This is a genomic window from Pseudarthrobacter sp. lyk4-40-TYG-27, assembly GCF_030209295.1.
Taxonomy (GTDB): domain Bacteria; phylum Actinomycetota; class Actinomycetes; order Actinomycetales; family Micrococcaceae; genus Arthrobacter.
The window spans coordinates 259,968-282,801 of record NZ_JARVSH010000006.1 but is presented as its reverse complement, the minus strand read 5'-3'; the positions used below and the strand labels follow the sequence as shown (position 1 = coordinate 282,801).

Sequence of the window (22,834 nt, the reverse complement as noted above, 5' to 3'; positions counted from 1 at the left end):
GGCCGGCCCGCAGCCCGGCGGTCAGGCGGGCTCTTCCGGACTGTCCGCGGCACGTGCGCCGCCATCGGACTCCTCCGCCGTGGCCCGTGCTGTGTCCACCAGGACCCGCCAGGGACCGGTGAGGGCCTGTTCCGGAAGGGCCGCCCTGCGCCGGCCGGCAGTGATGGCGTAGATGAAGCGGTCCGGCTGCGGCGACTCGATGGCGGCGGCCGCCGCCCGCCTGGTGCTGGGAACGGTATCCCACGGGCAAGCCTCAAGAATGGGCTGCCATTGGCTGAGGTCGCTGTCCGTGCGGGCATCGACGGTCCACACCCTGGTGGCAGCCGCGAGCCCGCCGCTGCGCTCCACCTTGATCTTCATTGCAGGCCCCCGGGCTTTCGGACGTTCCGGCGGCCGGAGGACGGCGCGCCGGAACAGTGGCTAAACCTTGACCCTCACAGTTTCCCACGCGCCGCGAACGGCGTCATGTTCCTTGGTTCCGGCGCCGAACAGGTCCACGGCCCCGCGCACCGTGGCACGGGCAAAGACGGTGAACGTGGCCGCCGCAGGCAGCGCGCCGTTGGTCAGTGTCTCGTACCAGATCCGGCCCGGCGCCTCCCATGCGTTGCCTCCGAGTGCGCTGGCCACCAGGTAGAAGGCGCGGTTGGGGATGCCGGAGTTGATGTGGACACCACCGTTGTCCGCGCTGGTCCGGACGTAGGAATCCATCGAGTCCGGCTGTGGATCCTTGCCGAGCACGTCGTCGTCGTACGCTGTTCCGGGCGCTTTCATGGAGCGGAGCGCTGCCCCCCTCACCTGGGGCGTAAAGAGGCCTTCGCCGATCAGCCAGCTTGCCTCGGCGGCCGACTGTTTCCTGACGAACTGCTCAACGAGCGCGCCGAAGACGTCGGACAGCGATTCGTTCAAGGCGCCCGCCTGGTTCCGGTAGGCGAGCCCGGCAGAGTACTGGGTGACCCCGTGGGCAAGTTCGTGCCCGATGACACTGACGGATTTGGTGAAGCGTTCGAATACCTCGCCGTCCCCGTCACCAAAGACCATCTGGCTGCCGTTCCAAAAAGCGTTGTCGTAGAGCTTGCCAAAATGCACCGTGGCATCGAGCTTCATTCCGCGGCCGTCCACTGAGTCCCGTCCAAAGGCCTCGGCATACAAGCGGTGCGTATGTCCCAGCCCGTCATAGGCCTCGTCCGCTGCGGCGTCGCCGGACGGAGCGGTACCTTCCGCGCGGACCAAGGTGCCAGGCAGTGTTTCGGTACCTCCGGCGTCGTAAATGCTGCGCGCCACCGGTTCCGGCGGTGCCTGGCGCAACCCGGCTGTTGGGGTGGCCACCCCCTGGGCGCGGGCTGCCTGGAACGATTCGACGTGTCCCAGGGCTTTCCTGGCGGCGCTCGCCGCGGCGGAGTATTGCGGTGCGGCCTCCCGGGCCAGCCGCCGCAACAGGTAGGGCGGAACGATGGAACAGAACGGAACATGCATGGCGTACCCCCTCAGTTAGGTCTTTTCAGACTACGAGCGGGCACTGACAATCGGCCGTAGGCACGGTACCCGGACTTGATGGGCCGTGCCGGCGCCCGGAAGCCGTGCGGTTGGGTACGGTAGGCCCATGGCGCAAACCGAAGAGCGATCCAAGTCCAGTTCAACGCTGCTGACGGTCATCATCGCGTTCGCGGCCAATATCCTCGTGGCGGCGGCCAAATCGGTGGCGGCCGTCCTCTCCGGATCGGCCTCGATGGCTGCGGAGGCAGCGCATTCCTGGGCGGACACCGGAAACCAGGTATTCCTGTTCTTCGCGGAGCGGCGGTCCGCCCGGCCCCGCGACAAGGGCCATCCCATGGGTTACGGGCGGGAAGCGTACGTGTGGTCGATGTTCGCAGCGTTTGGGCTTTTCACCGCCGGCGCGGTGGTTTCCATCATGCACGGCATCCAGGAGATTATTCAGCCCGAGCCTGCCGCAGACTTCATGGTGGCGTACGTGGTCCTGGCCGTCGCCTTTGTATTTGAGGGGATTTCGTTCATCCAGGCCTTCCGGGAAACCCGCAAGGCGGCCCACGAGCTGGAACGGCACACCCTGGAGCAGGTCCTCATCAGCTCCGACCCCACCCTGCGGGCCGTGTTCGCGGAGGATGCGGCCGCGCTGATCGGACTCGTCGTGGCCTTCGTGGGCGTGTTCCTGCACCAACTCACCGGCTCGCCGCTGCCCGATGCCATCGGTTCGATCGTCGTGGGGGTGCTGCTCGCCGTCGTCGCCGTCCTGCTGATCGACCGCAACCGGCGCTTCCTCGTGGGCCAAGGCGTCACCCCGGACATCGAACGGTCCATGGCACGGCGGATGCTGGAGCACCAGGACATCGCCAGGCTCACGTACCTGCACCTCGAGTTCGTCGGGCCCCGGAAGCTGTACCTTGTTGCCGCCGTGGACTTGCAGGGCGACCACCCTGAGCACGAAGTGGCGGTGGCCCTGCGCCGGATCGAGCGCGAACTGGAGGACCACGAATCGGTCGAGGAAGCCGTGCTGACGCTGGCCACACCGGATGAGGCCGCACTGAGTTTTTAATGACGCGAAAACCAAAAACCCCGCCGCTTCAGTGAAGCGGCGGGGTTTTCCTGTGGTGCCCTCGATAGGATTCGAACCTACGACCTTCTGCTCCGGAGGCAGACGCTCTATCCCCTGAGCTACGAGGGCAATCCGGACTTCCTGCCGTTGCCGGCGGGACGTCCTAGAGCTTAGCAGGAAGGTGGCCCGCAAGGGAAAACCGTCCTTGGCGGCACGCTTGGGGCCGGCCGCGGTGCCTGTTCAGTAGCCCGAAAAGGAGTCGGTGTGGACGCGGCGCGCCCCCGCCCGGCGGGCTTCGCGGCGCAGCGCGGCAACGCTCGCCGGGGACCCGGACACATAGACCTCCCGGCCCGCGATATCCGGGACCAGCGCGGTCAGCATCCCTGCGTCCAGCCTGTGGCCCGGTGTGTGGGCGCCGGCACCCTCCGAAGCGGCACCTTCAGGCCCGGGGAACGCCGGAGCCAGTCCCGACGGCGGCCCGGAACCATCGGCCACCCGCACCAGGACCCTGACGCCCGAGTTGCGGAGTTCGTCCGCATACGCCACCTCGTCCGCGCTCCGGGCCAGCAGCAGGAGCACGGCATCCCGGTCCCGCAGTCCTCCGGCGGACAGATGCGATACGAACGGGGTGATACCGATGCCCGCCGCGACCAGGAGCACGGGCCTGTGGGGGTCGCGGGGAAGGACGAAATCGCCGCCCACGGACGTAGCCGTGACTTCATCGCCCGGGCGCAGGTCCAACAACGCCTTCTTGGCCCCGGACAGCGGCCCGGCGGTCCGCACCCCGAACCGGACTAACCGGTCGCGCGGAGAACTTGTCAGGCTGAACACCCGGCGCCGCCCCTTGCCGTCACGCTTCCCGTGCGGAAGATCCAGTTCCATGTATTGCCCGGGCACGAACCGGACCGGCCGGGACGGAACAAATGAGAACTCCGTAGTGCTGGGAGTGAGCGGCCGGGTGCCGGCGAGCCGCAGCTTCACCGCGCCGCGCTGGCCCGCCAGGAAGGCCAGGAGGTTGCCGGCCAGGAGGGCCGCTTCCGGCGAATTCGCAAAAGTTCCCAGGTTGTAGGGGACGGCAAACAGGATCCCCACCACGGCGGCCAGGGACAGATGCTGCCAACGCCGCGGAGGCAGGGTCAAGGGTTCGGTGAGCATGAATCCCACGAAGAACAGCACCGGCCGCTGGGCCAGGGCCTGGTAAACGCCCATGCCGGCGGTCATGCCCGCACGGATCAGTTCACCCGTGATGATGGCGGTGGCCACCACGGTGAACACCGATGCCATCAGCACCTTGCGGGTCCGGTACAGGACCAGCAGCACGCCGGGAACCACCAGCCACAGCATGGCGGGGGTGGCGGCCCACCAGGTGGCGATGTTCATCCCGGTGAGCCCGGTGACGAAAGCACCTGCCGCGGCGGGATTGAAGATGTGCCGCCCCCGCCATGCCAAGGCATATTTCGACGCCGACGCCAGCACGCACGCCAGCGCCACCCCTGCGAGATCCATCGATTGCAGGGACGGCCAGAACAGGAAGTACAAGAGGAGCCCCGTGATCAGCGAAGACTCCGAATGGGGGTTCACCCGGAAGACCGCTGCCAGTCCACGGTTGGTGGCGTAGGTCAGTCCCAAGCACAGGGCCAGGTGCGCCAGCATCTCCGGAATGCCGAACGTCAACCAGCCCAGCACGTCGAGCAGCAGGCTGTAGGCCGCAAGGGCGGCCAGGACCAGCAGGATCAGCCGGTACATGGTGAGCTTGCCCACGGCAGAACCCACCCGGCCGGCCAGGGAGGGAAGCGGGCCTGCTTGCGGTGTTTCCACGGGGTTCATGCGAACAGTGTCCCTTCGAAGGCGGCTGAATAGGCTGCGCTGCCGTCGGAAAAGACGGTCAGCCAGGAAAACTCGAACTCATCCTCGAGCGTGCCGCCCGGAACGAAGAAAAGCGCCGTCGCCAGGGCATCGGCCAGCACCGCGGTGTCCGCCAGTGCCCAGGTGGCGACGGCGGTCCGGACGGGCTGTCCGGTTGTTCCGTCGAGCACGTGGTGCAGTCCGTCTCCCCAGGCACGCCGGTTGGCCGCGGAAGCACACAGGGCCCGCCCGGCCAGCTCCACGACGCCGATGGCCTGGGCCGGGTTGTAGGGGTGTTCGAGGGCAACACTGACGGGGTCCGGGCCGCGGACCAGCAGGTCGCCGCTGGCATCAATGATGAAGGATCCGGCGCCGGCGCCTTCCAGTTCGGCGGCCAGCAGGTCCACCAACAAACCCTTGCCGGCGGCGCCGATGTCCAGCACCACCGGTTCGCTGGCCGTCAGGCTGGTCCCGGACCAGCTGAGGACCGACTCCCAGGCGGGCGCGGGGAGTGGCGAACCTGCAGGCCGGAGCGAGTAGGCGGGATCGTAACCCAGCCGTTCCAGGCTGCCGCCGATCAGCGGCGTCATGGCGCCACCGGTCAAACCGTACAGGGTGGAATACAGCGGGCCGAGCGCTGCGGCCTCGTCGGGAAACCGATAGCGCCCCGGTGCGCGTGCCATCGCCGCCACCAGCGAGTCGGCCCTGAACCTGGACCACGCGGCGTCGAACCTTTCAATGCGGTCCAGGAGGCTCTCCCGCAGCGCCGCCGTCAAGGGAAGGGGAGTGGAGATCTCCCAGTCGGTGCCGATCCCCTGGAACGCAAAGCCCTCCCAGTCCGTTCCGGACACCGCCTACTGCGCCTCCGACTTGATCTTGCCCACGGCCTGGTTGAAGCCTCCGCTGGTCAGGGACGAGCCGGCGACCTTGGACACGTTGAGTTCGTCGAGGTTCTTGCCCACCACCTGCGCCGCGATGCCGCCGGCGAACTCGCCCTGGAACTTGCGGGTATTCGGGTTGGACGGGTGCTGGGTGATCTGCACGTCGGTGACTTTTCCCGCGGCCAGGGTCAACTGCACGCCGACCGTTTCCGTGCCGTTGGGGGAAACGTAGTTGCCCTCCGCGCTGTAGGTGCCGTCCTTGTAGCTGCCACCGCTGCCGGCCAATGCGGTGGAGCCGCCCGATGCCGCGGCGGAGCTGTTTCCGGCGGCGCCGTTGGTGGCCGGCGGGGCTTCGGCCGCCGAGGGTGCGCAGCCCGCCACGGTTCCGGCCAGTGACAAGCCGGCGATTCCGGCGTAGAGGGTCCGGCGGAGGGCGCCGCCCGCTGCCGGCGGGCTTGCGGGTACGGACGGGCTTGTGCGGGTGGAGGGTCTCATGAAGGCTCTCGTTTCACTCGGAGGTCATGCCGTGCGGCAGTGGCTACGCTCTGGACAACGCCGGATCTGCCCGAAAGGTTCACGCGGGGGCTCCGGCCGGCGTTAAATTCTTTGCTGTCACTGGCCCCCGGTAGGCTAGGGGGGTGACTCCCGAAGAACTTTCCCTCGCCATATCCGCCTGCCTCAAGGACGCCGTCGCCGCCGGCGAAATCGCCCTTGCGGAATCAGCAATTCCTGCTGAGGTGCGCGTGGAGCGACCCAAGAACAGGGACCACGGCGACTGGGCCACCAACATCGCCCTCCAGCTCGCCAAGCCGGCGGGGACCAACCCGCGTGAATTCGCTGCCATCCTCAGTACCCGGCTGAAGTCCATCAATGGTGTTTCCGCGGTGGACATCGCCGGCCCGGGCTTCCTGAACATCACCGTTGACGCCGCGGCAGCCGGTGCCCTGGCCAAGGCCATTGTCGAAGCAGGCCGGAGCTACGGCACCAACACCGCGCTCGCCGGGCACACCGTCAACATGGAGTTCGTCTCCGCGAATCCCACCGGGCCGCTGCACATCGGCCACACCCGCTGGGCAGCGCTCGGGGATGCCATCGCGCGAGTGCTGCGGGCTTCCGGGGCCGATGTCACGGCCGAGTACTACATCAACGATGCCGGGTCGCAGATGAACACCTTTGCGCACTCCGTCTACAACCGGCTGCATGGCCTCCCGGTGCCCGACGGTGGCTACCCCGGGCAGTACATCGCCGATCTCGGCCACGAGGTCCTCACCGCGCACCCGGACATCCGCGAGCTCACCGAGGTCGCCGCGCTGCCCGTCATCCGCGCCGCGGCCTACGAAGCCCAGATGAAGGACATCAAAGCCACGCTGGCGGACTTCGGCGTCGAGTTCGACGTCTTCTTCTCCGAGCAGGAGCTGCACGACGCCGGAGCGATCGAGAGTGCCGTGGCACGCCTGCGCGAACAGGGACATGTGTTCGACGACGGCGGTGCGGTCTGGCTGCGGACCACGGACTTTGGCGACGACAAGGACCGGGTGATGGTCCGCGCCAACGGCGAGCCCACCTACTTCGCCGCCGACGCCGCCTACTACCTGTCCAAGAAGGACCGCGGCTTCACCGAGAAGATCTACCTGCTCGGCGCCGACCACCACGGTTACATCAACCGGCTGAAGGCCATCGCCGCCGCTGCCGGTGATGACCCCGAGGTGAACATCGAGGTCCTGATCGGCCAGCTGGTCTCCGTCAACGGAGCCAAGCTGTCCAAGCGCGCGGGCAACATCATCGAACTCAAGGACCTGATCGAGTGGCTGGGCAAGGACGCGGTCCGCTACTCGCTGGCCCGGTTCCCGGCCGATTCCCCGCTGACCCTGGACCCCGAGCTGCTCAAGAAGCACAGCAACGAGAACCCGGTGTTCTACGTCCAGTACGCCCACGCCCGTTCCCGCGGCGCCGCGCGCAATGCGGTGGCCGCCGGCGTGGAACGCCAAGTGGACGGCCGCGACAGCTTCGAGGCCTCGCTGCTGGACCACGCCACGGAAAACGAACTGCTCTCCTACCTGGGCAGCTACCCGTCCATCGTGGCCAAGGCCGCGGAACTGCGTGAACCGCACCGCGTGGCACGGCACCTCGAAGCCATCGCCGGGGCCTACCACCGGTGGTATGACGCGTGCCGGATTGCGCCCATGGGTGACGAACCGGTCACCGACCTCAACCGCACGCGGCTGTGGCTCAACGACGCCACCAGCCAGGTGCTTGCCAACGGACTTGACCTGTTGGGCGTTTCGGCGCCCGAACGGATGTGAGCACCGTGACGGTATCCTCAAGCACCGCATCCCCGCTGGCCCCCGATTGGCTGCAGGTCCCGGCCGACCTGAACGCGCTCCACCAGCCCATGTGGGCCGGCAGCGTGGTCCGGAACGGCGCCGGCGCCCTCACCGTGGGCGGAGTGGACGTCCACGCCCTGAAGGAGCAGTTCGGGACGCCGCTGTTCGTCATGGACGAGGCCGATTTCCGTTCCCGCGCCCGGGCCTTCAAGGACTCTTTCGACGCCGCCTTTGCCGATATTTGCGGCGGCGTGGACGTCTACTACGCAGGGAAGTCCTTCCTGTGCACCGCAGTGGTGAAGTGGGTCGAGGAGGAAGGGCTGCGCCTGGATACCGCATCGGGCGGAGAACTGGCGGTCGCGGCACGCGCCGGTATTCCCGGCGAACGGGTGGCACTGCACGGCAACAATAAATCCGATGCCGAGATCCACCGCGCGCTGGACATGAAGCTCGGCCGCATCGTGGTGGACAGCCTTGACGAGCTGGTCCGCGTCGGGGCCATCGCGCAGGCCCGCGGCGAACAGGCCAAGGTCATGCTTCGGCTGACGCCCGGCGTGCACGCCCACACGCACGAGTTCATCGCCACCGCGCACGAGGACCAGAAGTTCGGCCTCTCGATGGCAGCGGACACCACCGCGGAAGCAGGCGTCTCCGCAGCCGAAGAAGCAGTTGCCGCGGCGTCAGCCCACCCCGGCATCGAGTTGCTGGGCCTGCACTGCCACATCGGGTCGCAGATCTTCGAACCCGATGGCTTCGCGCTGGCTGCCGAAAAACTGCTGCGCTTCCTGGCGGCCATGCAGGGGAAATACTCCATCACCATGCCGGAACTCGACCTCGGGGGCGGTTACGGGATCGCCTACACGCCGGTGGACACCCCCCGCCCCGCAGCGGAGATCGCGACGGCGATGGCCGCCGTCGTGCGTTCAACCTGCGCCGAGCTGGGCATCGACGCGCCGCGGATCTCGATCGAACCCGGACGCGCCATCGTGGGCAGCACCACCTTCACCCTGTACGAGGTGGGTACGCTCAAGACCGTTCGCGTGGACGCTCCCTCCGGGGCCCGCGGTGACGCCGGCAACAACGTTACGTATCCGCGCCGGTATGTTTCGGTGGACGGCGGCATGAGCGATAACGCCCGCCCGGTGCTGTACGACGCGGATTATTCGGCTGTCCTGGCCTCCCGCACCTCCGGCGCGGCCCCGCAGTTGTCCCGCGTGGTGGGCAAACATTGCGAGAGCGGCGACATAGTTGTTAGAGATGTATATCTGCCCGGGGACGTGGCAGCCGGTGATCTGCTTGCCGTACCGGGGACCGGCGCCTACTGCTGGGCCCTCTCGAGCAACTACAACTATCTGGCCCGGCCGGGCGTTGTCGCGGTGCGCGACGGATCTGCCCGGCTGATTGTCCGCGGGGAAACCGAAGAAGATCTTTTGAACCGCGACATGGGAGCCTGAATGACGGAAATGCGAACCCTGAAAGTGGCCCTGCTGGGCTGTGGCAACGTTGGGGCCCAGGTTGCGCGGATCCTGCTTGAGGACGCCGATGCCCTTGCCGCCCGTGCCGGGGCCCGACTCCAGCTCAGCGGGATCGCCGTGCGCAACGTCAACGGCCACCGCGACGTCGAACTGCCCCAGGAACTCTTCACCACCGACGCCGGGACCCTGGTCAAGGACGCGGACCTGGTGATTGAACTGATGGGCGGCATCGAACCGGCGCGTACGCTGATCCTGTCCGCGCTGCAGAACGGTGCCTGCGTGGTGACCGGCAACAAGGCACTCCTGGCGCAGGATGGTCCCACGCTCTACGAAGAGGCAGACAAAGCCGGCGTCCAGCTCTCCTACGAAGCCGCCGTCGCCGGAGCCATCCCGATCCTCCGACCCATCCGCGACAGCCTCTCCGGCGACCGGATCACCCGGGTGCTGGGTATCGTCAACGGCACCACAAACTTCATCCTCGACCAGATGGACAGCACCGGCGCCCAGTTCGCGGACGCCCTCGCCGAAGCCCAGCGCCTCGGCTACGCCGAAGCGGACCCCACCGCCGACGTCGAAGGGCACGACGCCGCGGCGAAGGCCGCCATCCTGGCGTCCCTGTCGTTCCACACCCGGTTTGCCCTGGAGAACGTCCACTGTGAAGGCATTTCCGCCGTCACAGCCTCGGATATCGCCGCGGCCAAAGACGCCGGCTTCGTCATCAAGCTGCTGGCCATCGCGGAGAAACTGACCGGTGCGGACGGCAAGGAAGGCGTGTCCGTCCGCGTCCACCCCACCCTGTTGCCGCGCGAACATCCGCTGGCGGCCGTCCGCGGCGCCTTCAACGCCGTCTTCATCGAGGCCGAAAACGCCGGCGAGCTGATGTTCTACGGCCAGGGCGCCGGCGGTACCCCCACCGCGTCCGCCGTGATGGGAGACCTCGTTTCCGCTGCACGGCGACTGGTCCTGGGCGGACCGCAGCGCACCGAGACCACCACCGGCCACGTCCCGGCGCTGCCCATCGAGGCCGCGACCACCAGCTACTACATCGGGCTGGACGTCGCGGACCAGCCAGGCGTGCTGGCCCGGATCGCCCAGCTCTTTGCCGAGCACGGCGTATCCATCGAAATCATGCGGCAAACCATCCACCGCGACGCCGAATCCAACGTGGAGTCGGCCGAGCTGCGGATCGTCACCCACCGCGCGTCAGAGGCTGCCCTCGCAGCCACCGTCGAGGCCGTGAAGGGCCTGGACGTCATCAATTCAGTTACATCCGTTCTGCGGGTAGAAGGAGTCTAAGTGGCTCACCAATGGCGCGGCGTCATCCGCGAATACGCTGACCGTCTGCCCGTGACGGAGTCCACCAGGGTCATCACCCTGGGCGAGGGCGGCACCCCGCTGGTCCACGCGCAGAAGCTCTCCGAACTCACCGGCTCCCAGGTCTACCTGAAGGTGGAGGGGATGAACCCCACCGGATCCTTCAAGGACCGCGGCATGACCATGGCCATGACGGCCGCAGTGGCTTCCGGCGCCAAGGCCGTGGTGTGCGCCTCCACCGGCAACACTTCGGCTTCCGCTGCCGCCTACGCCACCGCCGCCGGGCTGAAGTGCGCCGTCCTGGTGCCCGAAGGCAAGATCTCCATGGGCAAGCTCAGCCAGGCCATCGCGCACGGCGCCACCTTGCTGCAGGTAGACGGCAACTTCGACAACTGCCTGGACATCGCCCGCAAGCTGGGGGAGTCCTACCCCGTCTTCCTGGTCAACTCCGTCAACCCTGCCCGCATCCAGGGCCAGAAGACCGGCGCCTTCGAAGTGGTGGACGCCCTGGGCGACGCCCCGGACATCCACGTCCTGCCAGTGGGCAACGCCGGCAACATCACCGCCTACTGGAAGGGCTACAAGGAGTACTCCGCACCGTTTGAGTCGGAGACCGCCGGGACGCTGCCCGCCGTCTCCACCAAGACGCCTGCCATGTGGGGCTTCCAGGCCGCCGGAGCCGCACCCTTCGTCGCCGGACACCCGATCACCGAGCCGGACACCATCGCCACTGCCATCCGCATCGGCAACCCCGCATCCTGGGACGGTGCCGTCGGCGCACGCGACGAGTCCGGCGGCCTCATCGACGCCGTGACGGACGAGGAAATCCTGCACGCCCACCGCTGGCTGTCCGCCAAGGAAGGCGTCTTCGTCGAGCCCGGCTCCGCAGCCGGCGTGGCGGGCCTGCTCAAGAAGCACGCCGCAGGCGAAGTCCCCGGCGGGAAGACCATCGTCATCACCGTCACCGGGCACGGCCTCAAGGACCCGCAGTGGGCCCTCCGCACCGAGGACGGCAGCGACGTGCAGCCGGTCAAGGTGCCCAACGACGTCGTCACCGTAGCCGCTGAGCTGGGACTGGAAGAAAAGTAGCCTTGGACGCCACCTCGCAGGCCGCCGTCGGGCTGCACCTCATTGAGCCCGGCCAGAGGGTCACCGTCCGCGTCCCCGCGACGTCGGCCAACCTGGGCCCCGGGTACGACAGCCTGGGGCTTGCCCTGGCCCTGCACGACACCCTCACCGTGGAAAGCCTGGACACCGACGAACTCCTGTTCGAGCTCCGCGGCGAGGGCGCCGACACGCTGCCCCGCGATGCCAGCCACCTGGTCATCCGCGCCATGGATGCGGCGTTCGAGCGGCTGGGTTACCGCCACGGCGGCCTGAAGGTAACCGCCGAGAACGTCAACCCGCACGGGCGCGGGCTCGGGTCCTCCGCCTCTGCCGTTGTGGCCGCCGTCTCTGCCGCCAACGCCATGGTGCCTGCCGGCAGCCGGCGCGGAAAGGACTGGATCCTCCAGCTCACCAGCGAACTGGAAGGCCATCCGGACAACGTCGCACCCGCCATATTCGGCGGACTGGCGCTGTCATGGCAGGACAGTGAGCAGTACAGCAGCACCAGTGCCACCGTGGCCGGGGACGTCATTCCCATCGTCGCCGTACCGGACTTCGAACTCTCCACGGAGGCCGCGCGGGCACTGCTCCCGGCGTCCGTGGGACACCACGCCGCCGCGATGAATTCCGGCCGTGCAGCACTGCTGATCCACGCGCTCACCCAAAAACCCGAATTCCTGTTGCCGGGCACCGAAGACTACCTGCACCAGAGCTACCGCGCAGAGGCCATGCGGCCCAGTGCGGCGCTGATCGGCGCCCTGCGCAAAGCCGGCTACGCCGCGGTTGTCTCCGGCGCCGGTCCCACCGTCCTGGTGCTGGCAAACGGCGCGGCCCAGGCAGGGGATGCCCTGGCCTTCATCGAGTCCTTCACCGCAAACAACACGCCGGATATTGGCTGGCGCGTACTGAAGCTCGCAGTGGACGTTGAAGGTGCTAAGGTGGACATGCACCGGCGGTAATTCCGCCTATCTGATCTGCTCGTGCATTCAGTTGCTGTTTTGATCTACCGACTGTGAATGTATTCCGGTGCCGCCTGCTTGGTCTGTCGCAGGAAATTGCAGCATCCAACTGCCCCTGAACCGTCAGCCCGGCGTTGCTCCAAGAGTGCAGCGCAAGGTGAATCAGTATCCGGCCCTGCTGGCCGAAATCCAACCGGCAAGGCCGAAAAATCCCGGCTGCAGATCTGAACTGCGGCCCAGATCAAATCATCGCGTCCAGCTCCTCGTCTGGACGCCGTCGAGGGGGAAGGATCCTTCGTGACCGAAACCACTGAGCTGTCACCAGCTGTGGACCACACATCTTCTGCTGCCGAATCATCGGCTGCACCCGCCAAGAGCAGCGGCCTTGCAGGCCTCAAGCTCGCCCAGCTGCAGGCCCTGGCCAGCCAGCTCGGCATCTCCGGCGGCTCCCGCATGCGCAAGGGGGACCTGGTCTCGGCCATTTCCGCCCACCGTGCCGGAACCCTCACCGCCAAGGCTCCTGCCAAGGCAACCGTCAAGGCACCGGAGAGCGTCGAGGCCCCGGCCGCAGCAGCCGCCCCGGCGGCTACGGAAGCCCCCGCCGCCGAGGCCCCCGCCGCAGAAGGCAGCCGCGCCCGTGGCCGCGGCCGCAGCCGCCGCGCGGTCAGTGACGGTGTGGTTGCCCCGGCAGCCGCGGCTCCCGTCGTCGAAACCGCTGCTGCACCGGCCGCCGAAGCGCCGTCTGCGGTGTCCGCAGAAGCCACCGAGGGCACGGAAGGTGCCTCGGAGCGCCGCCAGCCCCGCACCCGCAACCGCCGCCGCAGCGAGGCCGCTGCAGCCTCCATCCAGGAGGCTCCGGTGGAAACCCCGGCAGAGCAGCCGGCCACGGAACAGCGGGCAGGCGAGCAGCGCACCGAAACCCCCGCAGCCGAGTCCGGCGACGCCGGCCAGCGCACCGAGCGCCGTGACGGCGGCCGCACCCGCGGCGGCCGCGACACCACCGCCCGGGATTCCGACGGCGGCCGGGACAACGCAGGCAGCCGCGACGCCGGCCAGCGTGACGGCAATCGCGACAACAACCGCGACAACAACCGCGACAACGACGACACCGACGGCGGCAGCCGCCGGAACCGCCGGAACCGCCGGGACCGGAATGACCGCAACGACCGCTCCGGCGGCCAGGACCGCGACAACTCGCGCAACGACCGCTTCCGCGACCGCAACGACCGCCGCCGCGGGCGCAACCAGGGACCCGACGTCGACGACGTCGAGGTCACCGAGGACGACGTCCTGCTTCCGGTCGCCGGCATCCTGGACGTCCTGGAGAACTACGCGTTCATCCGCACGTCCGGCTATCTGCCCGGCCCCAACGACGTCTACGTCTCACTCGCCCAGGTCAAGAAGTACAACCTGCGCAAGGGTGACGCCGTCGTCGGCGCAATCCGCGCCCCGCGCGAAGGCGAAGACCGCAACCAGCAGTCCAACCGCCAGAAGTTCAACGCTCTGGTCCGCGTCACCTCCGTTAACGGCAAGACCGCCGAAGAACTCAAGGACCGCGTCGAGTTCGCCAAGCTGGTGCCGCTCTACCCGTCCGAGCGACTGCGCCTCGAGACCGACCCCAAGAAGATCGGTCCCCGCGTCATCGACCTCGTGGCCCCGATCGGTAAGGGCCAGCGCGGCCTGATCGTCTCCCCGCCCAAGGCCGGAAAGACGCTCATCCTGCAGTCCATCGCCAACGCCATCACCACCAACAACCCTGAGGTCCACCTCATGATGGTGCTCGTTGACGAACGTCCTGAAGAAGTGACGGACATGCAGCGCACCGTCAAGGGCGAGGTTATCGCCTCCACCTTCGACCGTCCCGCCGACGACCACACCACCGTGGCCGAACTCTCCATCGAACGCGCCAAGCGCCTCGTGGAAATGGGCATGGACGTGGTGGTCCTCCTGGACTCCATGACCCGCCTGGGCCGCGCCTACAACCTGGCAGCACCGGCCTCCGGCCGCATCCTGTCCGGTGGCGTCGACTCTGCCGCCCTCTACCCGCCCAAGCGCTTCTTCGGTGCCGCCCGCAACATCGAAAACGGCGGCTCGCTCACCATCCTGGCCACCGCGCTCGTCGAGACCGGCTCCAAGATGGACGAGGTCATCTTCGAAGAGTTCAAGGGCACCGGCAACATGGAACTGCGCCTGTCCCGCCAGCTGGCCGACAAGCGCATCTTCCCCGCCGTTGACGTGAACGCCTCCGGCACGCGGCGCGAGGAGAACCTGCTCTCGCCCGAAGAAGTCAAGATCATGTGGAAGCTGCGCCGCGTCCTCTCCGGACTCGAAACCCAGCAGAGCCTTGAACTGCTCACCAACAAGATCCGGGAAACCCAGAGCAACGTTGAGTTCCTCATGCAGGTCCAGAAGACGACGCTTGGTGCGAAGTCGGATAACGACAAGTAGCTGAGTTTAGGGGCGGGCGCTGGTGCGTTCGTGCGGTGGGTGCCGCGCGGATGTTCCGCCCCCGCCCCTTCGCGTTGCAGTTGACGTACGCAGTACGTCAACTGCAACGCTCCGACAGCGGGCAGGGGCCTTCCCAACGCTCGCAAGCTCGCGTCGGGTCCCTCGGCCCGGCCCTTACGGGCCACTCCCGGGGCGGAACATCCGCGCGGCAGTTGCGGGCTCGCTCACCATGGCGCGCCGCTTCCTGTGCCTGATTTAAGATGGGCACAGAACGAAAGGTTTTGAAATATGTTTGAGTCCGTACAGGGCCTGCTTGATGAGCATGACGCTATCCAGGCGCAGCTGGGGGATCCTGCTGTTTATGCTGACCAGCGGCTTGCCCGGAAGCTGGGGCGGCGGTCGGCTCAGCTTAATGGCATCGTGGAGGCCTACCACCGGTGGGAGGGTCTCAGGGACGATCTCGCCGCTGCCAAGGAAATGGCTGCCGAGGACCCCGAATTCGCTGCCGAGGTGCCGGAACTGGAAGCCTCGCTCGAGACCGCTGCCGCCAAGCTGCGGCGCCTCCTCATTCCGCGCGATCCCGACGACGCCCGCAACGTGATCCTTGAAGTCAAGGGCGGCGAAGGCGGCGATGAGGCCGCCCTGTTCGCCGGCGACCTGCTGCGCATGTACACCCGGTACGCCGAATCCCGCGGCTGGAAGACCGAAATCATCTCCGCCACGGAATCCGACCTTGGCGGCTACAAGGACGTCCAGGTTGCGGTCAAGGGGAACTCCAACGACCCCGCCGAAGGCGTCTACGCCCGGCTCAAATTCGAAGGCGGCGTGCACCGCGTCCAACGCGTGCCCGTGACCGAATCCCAGGGCCGCATCCACACCTCCGCTGCCGGCGTCCTGGTCCTGCCTGAGGTCGATGAGCCCGAAGAGCTTGAGATCAACCAGAACGACCTCAAGATCGACGTCTACCGTTCCTCCGGTCCCGGCGGCCAGTCCGTCAACACCACGGACTCGGCCGTCCGCATTACGCACCTTCCCACCGGCATCGTGGTGGCCATGCAGAACGAGAAGTCCCAGCTGCAGAACCGCGAAGCCGGCATGCGCGTGCTCCGGGCGCGCATCCTGGCGCACCAGCAGGAGCAGATCGACGCCGAGAACTCGGCCCAGCGCAAGTCGCAGATCCGCACCATGGACCGCTCCGAGCGCATCCGCACCTACAACTACCCGGAAAACCGGATAGCGGACCACCGCACCGGCTACAAGGCGTACAACCTGGACCAGGTGATGAACGGCGACCTCGAACCGGTCATCCAGTCCGCCATCGAGATGGACGAGCAGGCGCGGCTGGACGCCATCGGCGACTGACCGGAAGCCAACCATGAGTGAGCCCACCGAGACGGCCCCTGCCCAGTCCCTGGCCGCAGCCGTACGAGAGGCCGCGGAACGCCTGGCCGAGGCCGGTGTCCCCAGCCCCCGGGCCGACGCGGAGTTGCTGGCGGACCACCTCCTCAATGTCGGGCTGGGACGCCTCCGCGCACTGATGCTCGGCGATACGGCTGCGCCCGCGGGCTATGCCGAGCTGGTGGCTGAACGCGTCCGCCGCATTCCGTTGCAGCACATCACCGGGGTGGCGCACTTCCGCTACCTTGAGCTGGCGGTCGGTCCCGGCGTGTTCATTCCCCGGCCGGAAACCGAATCCGTGGTCCAGCTGGCCATTGACCACGTCAAGGGCATGCAGGCGCCCCGGATCGTGGACCTGGGCACCGGCTCGGGCGCCATCGCCGGCTCCGTCGCGCACGAGGTGCCCGGTGCCGACGTGCACGCGGTAGAGTTCAGCCCGTTTGCGCACGCCTGGGCGGCGAAGAACCTGGCGCCCCTCGGCGTCAACCTCGTCCTGGGGGACCTGCGCAACGCGCTGCCGGAGCTCAACGGAACAGTCGACGTCGTGATCTCCAACCCGCCGTACATCCCGGCCGCCGCCACCCCCAATGAACCCGAAGTGGCCTTGCATGACCCGCCCGAGGCGTTGTACGGCGGGGGAGCGGACGGCATGGAACTCCCGACGGCGGCAGCGGCCTCGGCTGCCCGGCTCCTGCGTCCCGGGGGCTACTTCGTCATGGAACACGCTGAAGTCCAGGCAGGCTGGATTGCCGCCATGCTCGACCGGACCGGCGCCTGGACAAGCATCAGTACGCACCTGGACCTCAACGGCAAGGAGCGCGCCACCAGCGCCGTGCTCGCGGACCAGGCCACACGAAATGAAAGAATGGGCCAGTGACCACAACCTACAACTGCACCATCGACGACGAGCGGGCACAGGGCCTGGAACACGCCCAGCGTGCCATCAGCGAAAAGAAGTGCGTGGTTCTGCCCACGGACACCGTCTACGGGATCGGCGCGGACGCATTCTCGCCGCATGCTGTCACCATGCTGCTGGTATCAAAGGGCCGGAGCAGGACCATGCCGCCGCCGGTCCTGATTCCGCGTATCAACGCACTGGACGGCCTGGCCACGGACGTGTCAGCCGGCGCGCGCAAGCTCGCCGAAGCCTTTTGGCCCGGCGGCCTCACCCTGATCCTGCACGCCCAGCCCTCGCTCGACTGGGACCTCGGCGAGACCAAGGGAACCGTGGCGCTGCGCATGCCTGCTGACGAGGTAGCCCTGGAGCTGCTGACCCTGACGGGCCCGCTCGCCGTCTCCTCTGCCAACCGCACCGGCCAGGCACCGGCGCAAACGGCGGCAGCGGCGCGCGAACAGCTGGCCGACTCCGTCGAGGTGTACCTGGAAGGCGGCCCGCGTCCACTGGAAGGTGACGCCGGCGTCCCGTCAACCATCGTGGACGCCACCGGCCCCGTCCTCCGCGTGGTCCGCAACGGGGCGGTCAGCCTCGACCGGTTGCGCGAGCACGTCCCCGGTGTCCTGGGGCTCGGAGAAATCCCGATGGCAGAGGAAGAACCGCACGCCGACAACGCCGGTGCACCGGACGCCAGTGTTGCGGGCAACCCCGACGCCGCTCCGGAAGACTGACATGCAGCCCAAAGTCGCCGTAGCCGCCGTCACCTTCGACCGCCACGAGGAGCTGGCCCTGCTCCTGCAAGGCCTGGCCGCCCAAACCGCTCCCATCCATTCCATCGCCCTGGTGGACTCCGGTACCGTCCCGGCCACCGACGTCGTCAACGCCATGGGCGCTGACAACATCAACTACCTGCGCTCCGAAGCCAACCTCGGCGGCGCCGGCGGGTTCGCCTACGCCATCCTTGCCGCCATGGCCCGCGGCGCGGACTGGATCTGGATGATGGACGACGACGGCCACCCGGAGGACGCGAGCTGCCTTGCCGAACTGCTCCGCAGCGCCGACGAGCACCAGCTGGACATCATCAGCCCGCTGGTTGCCGCGACCGCAGACCCCAACCGGCTCTCCTTCAATTTCCGCATCAATGGCCTGCTGACCAACGACAGGTCCCGGCTCGCTCCCATGGGCTACCTCCCGGACATGGTGCACTTTTTCAACGGCGCGCTGATCCGGACCGAGGTCTTCTACAAGATCGGCATACCCGACGTAAAGTTCTTCATCCGTGGGGATGAGGTGGACTTCCTGTCCCGGGTGAAGAAGGCAGGCCTGAAATACGGCACCTTGGCCACCGTCGCCGTGCAGCACCCCGCCACGTGGACCGAGATGAAGCCGGTGTTCGGCGGCTTCATCACCCCCGTCTTCCCGGAGGGCGACTTCAAGCGTTACTGCTACTTCCGCAACCGCGGCTACCTGACCCGGAAATACCGCAACCTGCGCTGGTTCAGCGCCGACATCGTCGGTTTCCCGTACTACTTCCTGAAGACCGGTGACTTCAAGGGCCTCGCACACTGGTTCGGCGCCTACTCCACCGGCTTCCGCGGCAAGGGCTTCGGCTCGCCCGCGGAACTGATGTCCGCCAGGAGCTAGGCCGCCGTGGACAACCTGTACGCCGTTGTCGTCACGTTCAACCGTGCCGAGTTCCTGCGCAACCTGCTCCGCTCCTTCACCGGTCCAGGCAGCGCTCCCGCACAGGTCCTGGTGGTGGATAACGCGAGCACCGACCACACCGCCGACGTCGTGGCGCAGGCGATGTCTGCCGGTGGTCCGCCCATCCGGTACGAGAAGCTGGACCGGAACGTGGGCGGCGCCGGCGGATTTTCCCACGGCGTCCAACTCGCGCTCGAGTCGGGTGCCGAGTGGCTGTGGCTGATGGACGACGACGTCGAGGTCCTTCCCGGCGCCGTGGACGCCCTGGAGAAATTCACGCCGGAGTATTCATGCATGATCGGCCGCCGCTACGACGCCAACGGCAATCCCTTCTTCTGGCAGCACCATTTCGTGGAATCGCTGGGCGTTTTCCTGCCGGTGTCCCGGGACGTGTTCAAGCATTCGGACGTGTTCCGCACCAACGTGGGGAATTTTGAGGGCATGCTGGTCAAGGCCTCCGTGGCCCGCGAGATTGGCCTGCCGGACCCGCGGTTCTTCATCACCTGGGACGACCTCATCTACGGCTGGCTCGCGGCACAGCGGACGCCGGTGGTGTACGTCAACGCCTTCGTCATCAAGAAGGTCCGTGCCCAGCGGCAGGTGGACCTGGGACTGCGCCACCTTAACGATTCCTCCGACCTCAGCCGGCGCTACGTGATGCGCAACCGGGGACACGTGGCGCACTACCTGAAGGCGTACGGCAAGTACAACAGGGCCGGTTTCGCTGCCGGGACGGCGCTGACTTTCCTCAAGGAAATAGCCCGCCTGGTCCTGGTGGAACGCACCCTCAAGGGCTCCGGCGCACTGTGGCGCGGATGGCGCGAATCACGCACGATCCTCTCGGACACCGGATGGAAACCCATGCCTCCACTGCCCGCGCATCCGGGAAGTGGAAGCCGAAGAGATTAGTATCGTTCTAGGTCCCGACGCCGTCCGACGGTTTTTGCGGCGGGGCATTGTGAAAAAGGCGCTGGCCGCCGTGGTAGTGGAAGTCGGTTGCATCTTCTGTTGAGTACAAAATCTGAAACGCGCGCATCCGCCGCCGTACGGGACGAGAAACCCGCCATCTGGATCTGGATCCAGATGTTCCTCGACTCCATGTCGTGGGTCGTGGCCATCGTCCTGGCGCTGCTGCTGCGCTATGAGATGGGTATCCGGGTGGAGCAGTTCGCCGGTGCCTTCGCCATCGCTGCCATCGCCGTCGTCGTCCAGATGCTGGCAGGATACTCCCTCGCCTTGTACCGGGGCCGCTATCCATTCGGCAGCTTCCAGGAAGCCCGGGCACTGGTGTTCGTCACGGTCATCGTGGCCGCCTCCATCACCGCCAGCCTGCTGGTCCTCTATGAGGCCATCAACATCGGCCGCAGCGTCGGCCTCATCGCTTTCCCTTTCGCTTGCCTGTTCATGGGCGCCGCCCGCTATGCCAAGCGCCTCTACGCCGAAAGCAAGACCAGGCCCGGGGACGGGGCCCAAAACACGCTGGTCTACGGCGCGGGGTTCCTCGGCAACTCCCTGGTAACCCGGATGCTGCAGGACCCGGACTCGCCCTACTTCCCGGTAGGCCTGGTGGATGACGATCCCGCCAAGAAGCACCTGCGCCTTTCCGGTGTCCAGGTCCAGGGCCGCGGGGACGACCTCCCCGCCATCATCCGGCGCACGCGGGCAACCGTCCTGGTGGTGGCCTTCGCCAACGTCGAAGCGGGACTGGTGCGCCGCATCTCCGACGCCGTGGCCGGGCTCAACGTCCGCGTCCTGGTCCTGCCGCCGCTGAGGGACATGCTTGGCAGCGGAGCGCCCGCGGGGTTCTCCGATTTCCGCGACGTGGCGGTCGAAGACCTGATAGGCCGGCGGCCCGTGGACATCAAGGTCGACGAGATTGCCGGCTACATCAAGGGCAAGCGGGTGCTGGTAACCGGCGCCGGCGGATCCATCGGCTCGGAACTCTGCCGCCAGATCGTGCAGTTCGACCCCGCGGAACTGATCATGCTGGACCACGACGAAACCGGGCTGCAGCAGACCCAGATTTCCATCACCGGCCGCGGCCTGCTGGCCGGCCGCGACACCGTCCTGGCCAACATCCGCGACGGCGAAGCCCTCCAGGAGATCTTCGCTGACCGGCAGCCCGAAGTGGTGTTCCACGCGGCAGCTCTCAAGCACGCTCCACTGCTCCAGCAGTACCCTGTGGAGGCCTGGAAGACGAACGTGTGCGGCACGTTGAACGTGCTGCGCGCCGCCCGCCGGGCAGGCGTTTCGAACTTCGTCAACATTTCCACCGACAAAGCCGCCAACCCCACCACCGCCCTCGGCCACTCCAAGCGGGTTGCCGAAAAGCTGACTGCGTGGATGGCAGGGCAGACGCAAAAGAAGTTCGTCTCCGTCCGCTTCGGCAACGTCATGGGCAGTCGCGGCTCCATGCTGCCGCTCTTCACCGAACAGATCCGCGTCGGCGGTCCGGTCACGGTCACCGACCCCGATGTCACGCGCTTCTTCATGACCATTCCCGAAGCCTGCCAGCTGGTGATCCAGGCCGGTGCGATCGGTGCCGGCGGCGACGTCCTCATCCTTGACATGGGCGAACCGGTCCGGATCCTCGACGTGGCGCAACGCATGATCGCCATGTCCGGCAAGGACGTGGAGATTATCTACACCGGACTGCGGCCGGGGGAGAAGCTGCACGAGGAACTGGTGGGCGCCGGGGAACTGGACAAACGCCCGCTGCACCCCAAGATTTCACACACCCGGGCCACCGAGCAGGATCCGGACAAGCTCGACCTCAACGTCTGGCTGGCCCGTTGTGAAGCGGAACAGGGCGTCAGCATCAGCGACATTCCCGACGATGAGGCCGATGACACGGGCGCCATCAGGGTTGCCTCATGATGCCGCTGCTGCTGGTGGCACTGGCAACCCTGCTGGCGAGCCTCCTCCTCCCGTTCGCAGTGAAGCCCTGGTTGGTCCGGATGGGGGTGGTGGACGTTCCCTCTGCCCGCTCGTCGCACGCCAAGGCAACCATCCGCGGCATGGGGGTCGCCGCCGCCCTCGCCACCGTCATCGGCTACGCGGCAGCCGTCCTCCTCGGCGTGGTCACCGTTGACCGGTCCGTGTCCGCCGTCGTCCTGGCGATCATTGTGGCCTGCGCCGTTGTCGGCTGGGTCGAGGACCTGCGCGGCCTGTCCATCCGCGGCCGTGCAGCTGCCCAGCTCGGCATCGGGGCCGCCGGATCGGTGGTCCTGATCGTGCTGACCGGCCAGTCGTTCTGGTGGCTGCCCCTCGCGGCGCTGGCGATCGCGGCGTATGTCAACATTGCCAACTTCATGGACGGCGTCAATGGTATTTCCGGCCTGCACGGGGTCACCGCCGGCGGGGCCTACGCGCTGGCCGGAACGCTGGCCGAACAACCCTGGCTCACGGCTGGCGGAGCCGTGCTCGCGATGTCCTTCCTCGGTTTCCTGCCGTGGAACCTGGGCCGGGGTTCAGTCTTCCTGGGCGACGTCGGAAGTTACCTGCTCGGCGCATCCGTAGCCGCCCTCGCCGTCGCCGGCTTCCTTGGCGGTGTCTACGTGGAATACGTCCTCTCACCCATCCTGGTGTATGCCGCGGACACCGGCTACACACTGCTTCGGCGGATCAAGGCGGGGGAGCGCTGGTACGCATCGCACCGTGAGCACGTCTACCAGCGGCTCACGGATGTCGGCTTCTCGCACCTGCAGTCGGCTGCCGCCGTTACTGCCTGCACGGTCGCCGTGATCATCCTCGGCTTCGTCGCCGCCACCGCGTCGTTGCCGGTGGTGGCCCTGTGCGTGGCCGGCACCGTCCTGGTCCTCGTCGTGTACCTGGCCAGCCCGGACCTGATTGGACGCCGCCGCCGCAGGTCCAAAGTCACACGGCTGCCGGTGACCTAGCCATGTTCTATCTCGTGTAGAATTTAGGGGCAGC

Annotated in this window: 19 protein-coding genes and 1 tRNA gene; 14 read left to right on the top strand and 6 right to left on the bottom strand. The window is 67.3% G+C overall.

Features of this window, described 5'->3' with window-relative positions:
- Positions 1-21: 21 nt before the first annotated feature.
- Positions 22-360, bottom strand: a complete 339-nt coding sequence (locus QRM96_RS13100; RefSeq protein ID WP_133830912.1) for a protealysin inhibitor emfourin — start codon at positions 358-360, stop codon at positions 22-24.
- 60 nt (positions 361-420) lie between these two features.
- On the bottom strand, positions 421-1,473 hold the full coding sequence (locus QRM96_RS13095; protein WP_285319930.1) for a M4 family metallopeptidase: 1,053 nt from the start codon (positions 1,471-1,473) through the stop codon (positions 421-423).
- A 127-nt stretch (positions 1,474-1,600) separates the two neighbouring features.
- Here QRM96_RS13095 and QRM96_RS13090 point away from each other — a divergent pair, with 127 nt between their 5' ends.
- Positions 1,601-2,551 (top strand): cation diffusion facilitator family transporter, encoded by a 951-nt coding sequence (locus QRM96_RS13090; protein ID WP_285319929.1) that lies wholly within the window; start codon positions 1,601-1,603, stop codon positions 2,549-2,551.
- A gap of 53 nt (positions 2,552-2,604) precedes the next feature.
- On the opposite strand, the gene QRM96_RS13085 is transcribed toward QRM96_RS13090, so the two are convergent.
- From QRM96_RS13085 to QRM96_RS13070, 4 genes are all read right to left on the bottom strand, one after another.
- Positions 2,605-2,680: transfer RNA gene (locus QRM96_RS13085), tRNA-Arg, on the bottom strand.
- A gap of 111 nt (positions 2,681-2,791) precedes the next feature.
- Entirely contained in the window at positions 2,792-4,378 is a 1,587-nt protein-coding gene (locus QRM96_RS13080) for a ferredoxin--NADP reductase (protein ID WP_285319928.1), read from the bottom strand.
- On the bottom strand, positions 4,375-5,247 hold the full coding sequence (locus tag QRM96_RS13075; RefSeq protein WP_285319927.1) for an FAD:protein FMN transferase: 873 nt from the start codon (positions 5,245-5,247) through the stop codon (positions 4,375-4,377). Before QRM96_RS13075 ends, QRM96_RS13080 begins: the two co-directional genes overlap by 4 nt.
- Before the next feature lie 3 nt (positions 5,248-5,250).
- The gene (locus tag QRM96_RS13070) at positions 5,251-5,772 is read right to left on the bottom strand and encodes an FMN-binding protein (RefSeq protein WP_285319926.1); all 522 of its coding nucleotides are present in this window, start codon (positions 5,770-5,772) and stop codon (positions 5,251-5,253) included.
- Positions 5,773-5,915: 143 nt separating this feature from the next.
- On the opposite strand from QRM96_RS13070, the gene argS reads away from it, so the two are divergent.
- The 13 genes from argS to QRM96_RS13005 all read left to right on the top strand — a co-directional run bounded on the left by argS (position 5,916) and on the right by QRM96_RS13005 (position 22,800).
- Complete coding sequence (gene argS / locus QRM96_RS13065; protein ID WP_018760137.1) at positions 5,916-7,580, top strand: arginine--tRNA ligase; 1,665 nt, start codon at positions 5,916-5,918, stop codon at positions 7,578-7,580.
- Positions 7,577-9,055 carry a diaminopimelate decarboxylase gene (gene lysA, locus QRM96_RS13060; RefSeq protein ID WP_018760136.1) on the top strand — a complete coding sequence of 493 codons (1,479 nt, stop codon included), beginning with the start codon at positions 7,577-7,579 and terminating at the stop codon, positions 9,053-9,055. The genes argS and lysA overlap by 4 nt, the downstream gene beginning before the upstream one ends.
- Entirely contained in the window at positions 9,056-10,372 is a 1,317-nt protein-coding gene (locus QRM96_RS13055; RefSeq protein ID WP_018760135.1) for a homoserine dehydrogenase, read from the top strand. It abuts the gene before it with no gap.
- Entirely contained in the window at positions 10,373-11,479 is a 1,107-nt protein-coding gene (thrC, locus tag QRM96_RS13050) for a threonine synthase (protein WP_018760134.1), read from the top strand.
- 2 nt (positions 11,480-11,481) lie between these two features.
- Entirely contained in the window at positions 11,482-12,456 is a 975-nt protein-coding gene (gene thrB / locus QRM96_RS13045) for a homoserine kinase (protein WP_109045063.1), read from the top strand.
- Positions 12,457-12,753: 297 nt separating this feature from the next.
- Positions 12,754-14,904 carry a transcription termination factor Rho gene (rho, locus tag QRM96_RS13040; RefSeq protein WP_285319925.1) on the top strand — a complete coding sequence of 717 codons (2,151 nt, stop codon included), beginning with the start codon at positions 12,754-12,756 and terminating at the stop codon, positions 14,902-14,904.
- Positions 14,905-15,192: 288 nt separating this feature from the next.
- The gene (gene prfA, locus QRM96_RS13035; protein WP_018760131.1) at positions 15,193-16,266 is read left to right on the top strand and encodes a peptide chain release factor 1; all 1,074 of its coding nucleotides are present in this window, start codon (positions 15,193-15,195) and stop codon (positions 16,264-16,266) included.
- Between the two features lie 13 nt (positions 16,267-16,279).
- The gene (prmC, locus tag QRM96_RS13030; RefSeq protein ID WP_018760130.1) at positions 16,280-17,179 is read left to right on the top strand and encodes a peptide chain release factor N(5)-glutamine methyltransferase; all 900 of its coding nucleotides are present in this window, start codon (positions 16,280-16,282) and stop codon (positions 17,177-17,179) included.
- Positions 17,176-17,928, top strand: coding sequence for an L-threonylcarbamoyladenylate synthase (locus QRM96_RS13025; RefSeq protein WP_285319924.1), 753 nt, complete (start codon positions 17,176-17,178; stop codon positions 17,926-17,928). The genes prmC and QRM96_RS13025 overlap by 4 nt, the downstream gene beginning before the upstream one ends.
- A gap of 1 nt (position 17,929) precedes the next feature.
- Positions 17,930-18,841, top strand: a complete 912-nt coding sequence (locus QRM96_RS13020; protein ID WP_285319923.1) for a glycosyltransferase — start codon at positions 17,930-17,932, stop codon at positions 18,839-18,841.
- 6 nt (positions 18,842-18,847) lie between these two features.
- Positions 18,848-19,810 carry a glycosyltransferase gene (locus tag QRM96_RS13015; RefSeq protein ID WP_285319922.1) on the top strand — a complete coding sequence of 321 codons (963 nt, stop codon included), beginning with the start codon at positions 18,848-18,850 and terminating at the stop codon, positions 19,808-19,810.
- A gap of 99 nt (positions 19,811-19,909) precedes the next feature.
- Positions 19,910-21,778 (top strand): polysaccharide biosynthesis protein, encoded by a 1,869-nt coding sequence (locus tag QRM96_RS13010; protein WP_018760126.1) that lies wholly within the window; start codon positions 19,910-19,912, stop codon positions 21,776-21,778.
- Entirely contained in the window at positions 21,775-22,800 is a 1,026-nt protein-coding gene (locus QRM96_RS13005) for an MraY family glycosyltransferase (protein WP_018760125.1), read from the top strand. Before QRM96_RS13010 ends, QRM96_RS13005 begins: the two co-directional genes overlap by 4 nt.
- Positions 22,801-22,834 lie beyond the last annotated feature (34 nt).